Annotated in this window: 8 protein-coding genes; 1 reads left to right on the top strand and 7 read right to left on the bottom strand. The window is 63.9% G+C overall.

Going from position 1 to position 5,761, the window contains the following annotated elements:
* From VN856_RS15625 to VN856_RS15615, 3 genes are all read right to left on the bottom strand, one after another.
* A partial coding sequence (locus VN856_RS15625) for an FAD-binding oxidoreductase (RefSeq protein WP_325690569.1) occupies positions 1–1,318 on the bottom strand: 1,318 nt, incomplete at its 3' end.
* Between the two features lie 32 nt (positions 1,319–1,350).
* Positions 1,351–1,761 carry a GtrA family protein gene (locus VN856_RS15620; RefSeq protein WP_325690567.1) on the bottom strand — a complete coding sequence of 137 codons (411 nt, stop codon included), beginning with the start codon at positions 1,759–1,761 and terminating at the stop codon, positions 1,351–1,353.
* 21 nt (positions 1,762–1,782) lie between these two features.
* On the bottom strand, positions 1,783–2,265 hold the full coding sequence (locus tag VN856_RS15615; protein ID WP_325690565.1) for a GreA/GreB family elongation factor: 483 nt from the start codon (positions 2,263–2,265) through the stop codon (positions 1,783–1,785).
* Positions 2,266–2,739: 474 nt separating this feature from the next.
* Here VN856_RS15615 and VN856_RS15610 point away from each other — a divergent pair, with 474 nt between their 5' ends.
* Positions 2,740–2,907 (top strand): hypothetical protein, encoded by a 168-nt coding sequence (locus VN856_RS15610; RefSeq protein ID WP_325690563.1) that lies wholly within the window; start codon positions 2,740–2,742, stop codon positions 2,905–2,907.
* Between the two features lie 78 nt (positions 2,908–2,985).
* On the opposite strand, the gene VN856_RS15605 is transcribed toward VN856_RS15610, so the two are convergent.
* The 4 genes from VN856_RS15605 to VN856_RS15590 all read right to left on the bottom strand — a co-directional run bounded on the left by VN856_RS15605 (position 2,986) and on the right by VN856_RS15590 (position 5,758).
* Positions 2,986–3,186 (bottom strand): CsbD family protein, encoded by a 201-nt coding sequence (locus VN856_RS15605; RefSeq protein ID WP_325690561.1) that lies wholly within the window; start codon positions 3,184–3,186, stop codon positions 2,986–2,988.
* 64 nt (positions 3,187–3,250) lie between these two features.
* Complete coding sequence (locus tag VN856_RS15600) at positions 3,251–4,081, bottom strand: ABC transporter permease (RefSeq protein WP_325690559.1); 831 nt, start codon at positions 4,079–4,081, stop codon at positions 3,251–3,253.
* A complete protein-coding gene (locus VN856_RS15595; RefSeq protein WP_325690557.1) occupies positions 4,068–4,973 on the bottom strand; it encodes a glycosyltransferase family 2 protein in 906 nt (301 codons plus the stop codon). The genes VN856_RS15600 and VN856_RS15595 overlap by 14 nt, the downstream gene beginning before the upstream one ends.
* Positions 4,970–5,758, bottom strand: coding sequence for an ABC transporter ATP-binding protein (locus tag VN856_RS15590; RefSeq protein ID WP_325690571.1), 789 nt, complete (start codon positions 5,756–5,758; stop codon positions 4,970–4,972). Before VN856_RS15590 ends, VN856_RS15595 begins: the two co-directional genes overlap by 4 nt.
* Positions 5,759–5,761 lie beyond the last annotated feature (3 nt).

The following is a 5,761-nucleotide window of genomic DNA, read 5'->3' as shown; positions in this document are numbered from 1 at the left end:
CTGCCCTGCGGCGCAAGGCAATCCATTCATCGATGCGCGGATACATGGCATGGAACGTCTCGGCGGTGGTTCGCGAGTCCTTCGCGGTGTACAGCCTGCCGCCGAACTTCAGGAGCCGCGCGTCGAGCTCGCTGAGGAACTCGCTGAGGCCGGCCTTGATCTGGAAGTCGACGCACACGTTCCACCCGGGAATCGGGAAGCTCAGCGGGGCTTGGTTGCCCGGCCCGAAAAGCTTGAAGACGTTGAGCCACGAGTAATGGCCGGACCGCTGGATGTCGTACATGATGCCTTTGAATTCCTCGACCGCTTCGACGGGCACGACGAACTGGTACTGCCCGAAGCCGGCAGAGCCATAGGCGCGATTCCACTCGGCGACCATGTCCAACGGGTGATAGAACTGCGTCAGGTTCTGCGCTTTGCCGCGATAGGTTCCGGCTTTGCGGTACCAGAGTTCGGTCATGGAGCCGAAGATCAGTTTGTTGCCCAGTCCGCTGGGGAAGATATCGGGTGTCGTAAAGAACTGCGGGGCATCGAATTTCAGCGGATTCTTCTGCAGCTTCTCCGGTAGCTGGTCAACCCTTGCCAGTGATCCACGTGAGATGACGGCGCGGCCCAACTTGGGCGGCGCGCTGATCGCGTCGAACCAGGCCGACGAATAGGTGTAGTTCGCTTCGCTGCCGTCGCTGTGAAAGGCGATGGTTTCGTCCAGGGTGTGGGTGACGTCGCCGTCGGCGATGAAATACGCCGTCTCCGTTGGCGTCATCTCCACAGTCACGCGCAAGACGATCCCGGTCAGCCCGTTGCCACCGACGGTGGCCCAGAACAGCTCGGCCTCCTCACCGTCCGGGGTGAGGTGGCGGATCTGGCCGTCGGCAGTCAGCAGCTCCATCGACCGGACGTGGTTGCCGAAGCTGCCCGCGCTGTGGTGGTTCTTGCCGTGGATGTCGGAGGCGATCGCCCCGCCGATGGTGACCTGCCGGGTGCCGGGCAGCACCGGAACCCACAGCCCGAACGGCAGCGCGGCGCGCATCAGCTGATCGAGGTTGACGCCGGCGTCGAGGTCGGCGATGTGGGTGTCGGCGTCGATCGAATGGATCCGGTTCAGTGCCGTCATGTCGATGACCAGCCCGCCGCCGTTTTGGGCGTTGTCGCCGTAGGAGCGGCCCAGGCCTCGGGCGATGACGCCGCGCCCCCCGTTGTCGGCGGCGTGGGCGACCGCTTTGGCGATCACCTCGGGGTCCGGAGTGGACAGCACCTGCGCCACTGAAGGCGCGGTGCGACTCCACCCGGTCAGCCGCTTAGGGGTAGTGGGAAACATCAGCAAAAAGGGTACCCGGCCGTGCGGTCAGCTCAGCGCAGCCGGAAGATCACCGAGCGCTGCACGATGAAGTTGATCACGGTCGCGGTGCCCTGCGCGATCACGAATGCGGCCGGCACACGCCATGAGTAGTGGGCGAACTGGAGGTAGAAGACATAGTTGATGCCGACCTGCACGCAGTAGGTGAGCGCGTAGAGCACGCATACGGCGATGAACCGGGCCTTGCTGGGCGGCGCCTGGAACGTCCACCGCCGGTTGATCAAATAGGCGGTCGTCGTGCCCGCGATGAAGCTGAGCGATTTGGCCACGTTGACCTGTAGGCCCAGGTGCAGCAGCGTTACGTAGAGACCGAAGTCGACGATCGCCGACAGTCCGCCGGTGACGATGAATCGCCACGCCTGTGTCTTCAGCGGGAGCCGGGTATTCGCCGCGATCTCAGCCATCGGCGAAAAGTCTACGGGCGCTTACGACGGATACTTCACGTCCAACAACTTGACCTGTTGCTCGCCCTGCGGCGTGGTGTAGGTGACCTTGTCGCCGGCTTTCCGGCCGACCAGCGCCTGGCCCAGCGGGCTGCTCGCCGTCAACGCCTCGGCCTCACTGTCGATGGAGGCTTCTTCGATCACCGAGATCACCTGCATCGTCACCACGTCGCCGTCGGCGAACTTCAATTTGACGATAGTGCCGAACGGCAGCTCGTCCCCGTTCGTTGGCACCGGGCCGGCGTGCAGCAACCGGTCGAGTTCGGCGACCCGTTCGTCGAGGCCGGCCAATTCGTCGGCGCGCTGGATGGCGTCGGCGGCGTCGGCGTGGTCGCTGACGGCACCGCGGTCGTTGCGGACTTCGGCCTCCAGCCGGTCCCGGCGTTCTTGCAGCCGGGCCAACTCGGCAGCGACGCGATCGCGTGCCTCACCGGTGAGCCCCGAGGGCTCGACGTTTTTACTCAATTCGGTTCAACCTGTCCTGGTGGCTGCTGCCGCCAATATATTCCAGCGTCGTGCGGCGAACGAGCGTACATCGATGAGTCCTCAGGGAACACGCTTTCTAATAAGACATGTGTCGAGTTTTCTGAGATATACATATGTCCAATAATAAAGGCTCGGTCGCACCTCGTTTGGATATTTAGATCTGCTCGTTTGCGCGAATGTTTGCCGGCCGCGCGCGGAAAGTGTTCCATTCCAGGCTGTTTGACACGGTTAGATCTTGATCGGTTAGCTGTCCGATCTCATCGCCAACGACTTCCAGAATAGTTTTCGATTAATTTGTGGTTTCCCCCAACACAGCGCGCTTAAGAGCTACCTTAAGCGCGACTGAGAACGGCACTCAGGCACTTCGGGTGGGAATCGGGCGGGATTTTTCGGGGCGGTGGACTTAAACAGAACTCTGACGCCACCGGCGGGAATGGCGGCGACGGCGGCACCGTGGCAAGTGCCACGGGCGGCAGCGGCGGGCTGGGTCCTAATCTCGGCAATACCGCAGACACCGGCGGAAACGGCGGGAACGGTAGCGCCGGTACCACCATTCCGGGTATCAACGGCGGCGACGGGGTCGGCACGACCGGGGCAGCTGGCACGCCCAGCGCGCCGTAAAAGCCGGGGGGAGAGTCGGGGGACCGCGGCCCAGGGAGACCTGGGCCGCGGTTTTCTTTTAGATCCTGTTCGCAGCCGTCAGATTCGACGTCGACGCCGTATTCGCCGTCCGCGGATAACGTCCTTGGCCTGTTCGCCGATGTCTTTCACGTCGGCCTTGAATTGATCTGCCGCACCGCGACTTTCGAGATTGCGGTCGCCGGTCACGCGGCCGATGCTTTCCTTCGCTCTACCACCGGCACGCTGCAGCTTGTTCCTGAGCTTGTTGGTCGCACTCATGGCACGTCCTCCTTAGGTCGTGCGCTTGAATACCCGCAGTGGGGTCAAGGAAACCGGCCCGGAGTCAGACCCAGTACGCCACACGCGCTCGGTATTGGCGCATCGCAAATGCGGCCACCACCCAGCCCACGATCGTCAGCCCGATCACTACCTCCCAGTGCCGCAGCTCCTGATGCGCGCCGAGCAGCGGGGCGCGCACAAGATCCAGGTAGTGCAGCAGCGGGTTGAGCTCGACGATCTTCGACCACTGCCCGGCGCCCTGCTGCCGCAACGTGTCGTCGTTCCAGATGATCGGCGTCATGAAGAACAGCAACTGCACGATGGAGAACAGCAGCGGGCCGATGTCGCGGAACCGCGTCGCGAGGATGCCGAAACACAACGACACCCATACGCAGTTGAGCACGATCAGGCCCAGCGCCGGGATCACCGCGAGGTCGGCCCACGACCACTGCTTCGGGAAGATGATCGCGATGACGACGTAGATGACGATGTTGTGCGCGAACAGAATCATCTGCCGCCACACCAGCCGGTAGACGTGCACGCTCAGCGGCGTCGGCAGCTGTTTGATCAATCCCTCGTTGGCGACGAAGACTTCCGCGCCTTCCAGGATCGAGGCGTTGATCAGATTCCAGATGATCAGGCCGAGCGTGACGTAGGGCAGATGCACCGACAGCTGAAGGTGGAACAGCTTGGAGTACAGGCCGCCCATCGCGACGGCGGTGGTCCCGGTGGCAATGGTAATCCAGAACGGCCCGAGCACCGAGCGGCGGTAGCGCTGCTTGATGTCCTGCCAGCCGAGGTGCAGCCACAGCTCGCGGCGACGATATCCGTCGACCAGATCACCCCAGGCCCGGGTCATCGTCTTGGACTGTGCGGCAACATCAACGATCGTCATCAGGCCTCCTGAACAGTTCCCGCCGGCCCAGCCGGCGCAGCCGCAGCCACTCCAGCAGACCTTTGGGGTCGCGACGAGATATCAGGAAGAACCAGCCGAACCGAAGCCACTCCTGGACAAGCAGTTTGCGCAGACCCGGCTGCGCCATCAGGTAGCCCCGGTTGCGATAGGTGAAATAGCGCTTGGTCACGTCATCGGGATACTGCGTGTGCATCCGGCCGCCGAGGATCGGCTTGAACTCGGCCGACCCGCACGGGTGTAGATAGGCCGCGTCCAAACAGGTTCCGAAGGCCATCCCGGACCGGACCAGCCGACGATGCATCTCCACCTCGTCGCCGCGGACGAACAGCCGCAGATCGGGAACGCCGATCGACTCGAACGTCGACGCCCGAAACAGTGCCCCGTTGAACAGCGAGGCAATGCCCGGCAGCAGTTCCTGGCCGGCGTCGGTGCGCAATTCGCTGACCAGTCGGCGCCAGACCAGGCCGCGCCGCAACGGGAAGGCCAGCCGTTGCGGGTCGTCGGCGTTGCACACCATCGGCGATACCTCGGCCAGCCGATGCTTGTCCGCGCAGGCCAGCAGCGTGGCCAGCACCCGGCTGTCCTGCGGATGGCCGTCGTCGTCGGCCAGCCACACCCAGTCGGCGCCGAACGACAGCGCGTGCAGGATGCCGAGCGCGAAACCGCCTGCACCGCCGAGGTTTCGGTGCGACGGCAGATATGTCGTCGGGATGGGTTGGCCGGCCACCAGATCGCGGACCCGTTCGTCGGCGTCGTTGTCGACCACGATCAGCTGGTCAAGCTGCCGGCTCTGGGTGCTCAGCGCGTCGAGCGACTTGGCCAGCTCGTCGGGTCGCCGGTGGGTGACTACGACGGCGCAGACCGTGGTCATGCCCGGTTCGCTTCAGCGAGCACCTCGCGCACATGGCGGGCCGCGTCGTCGCCCTCGTACGCCCGCACGACGTCCTCGATGCCACCCGTGAGCTTGATGACGCCGTGGTCGATCCACATCGCGGTCTTACACAGCCTGGCCAGGAATTCGTTGGAATGGCTTGCGAATACCAGGATTCCGGAGCGTTCGACCAGCTTCTGCAGTCGTGTCTGCGCCTTCTTCAGGAAGTCCGCGTCGACGGCGCCGATGCCCTCGTCGAGCAGCAGGATCTCCGGGTCGATGCTGGTGACCACGCCCATCGCCAATCGCACCCGCATGCCGGTGGAGTAGGTCCGCAACGGCATCGACAGGTAGTCGCCGAGTTCGGTGAAGTCGGCGATCTCGTCGACCTTGGCCAGCATCTGTTTGCGGGTCTGCCCGAGGAACAGGCCGCGGATGATGATGTTCTCGTAGCCGGAGATCTCGGGGTCCATGCCGACGCCGAGGTCGAACACCGGCGCCACCCGGCCGCGGATGATGGCCGAGCCGCGGGTGGGCTCGTAGATGCCCGAAAGTAACCGCAGCAGAGTCGATTTCCCGGCGCCGTTGTGACCGACCAGCCCAACCCGGTCGCCGAGTTCCAGCGACATCGTGATATCCCGCAACGCCTCGATCACCACGACGTTGGACGCGTTGCGCCCGATCGAGCCGCCCAGGAACGTCTTCTTGATGGATCGCGATTTGGCGTCGAAGATCGGAAACTCCACCCACGCGTCGTGGGTTTCGATGTGTGGACCGGTCGGCATCAC

It is taken from the genome of Mycobacterium sp. (assembly GCF_035603715.1).
Lineage (GTDB): Bacteria > Actinomycetota > Actinomycetes > Mycobacteriales > Mycobacteriaceae > Mycobacterium.
The sequence above is the reverse complement of the archived record's forward strand: the minus strand, read 5'-3'. Positions and strand labels throughout refer to the sequence as shown.

Coding starts and splice junctions, on each gene's coding strand:
- VN856_RS15620 (WP_325690567.1), bottom strand. CDS start 1,761: ATGGCTGAGATCGCGGCGAATACCCGGCTCCCGCTGAAGACACAGGCG.
- VN856_RS15595 (WP_325690557.1), bottom strand. CDS start 4,973: ATGACCACGGTCTGCGCCGTCGTAGTCACCCACCGGCGACCCGACGAG.
- VN856_RS15600 (WP_325690559.1), bottom strand. CDS start 4,081: ATGACGATCGTTGATGTTGCCGCACAGTCCAAGACGATGACCCGGGCC.
- VN856_RS15590 (WP_325690571.1), bottom strand. CDS start 5,758: ATGCCGACCGGTCCACACATCGAAACCCACGACGCGTGGGTGGAGTTT.
- VN856_RS15605 (WP_325690561.1), bottom strand. CDS start 3,186: ATGAGTGCGACCAACAAGCTCAGGAACAAGCTGCAGCGTGCCGGTGGT.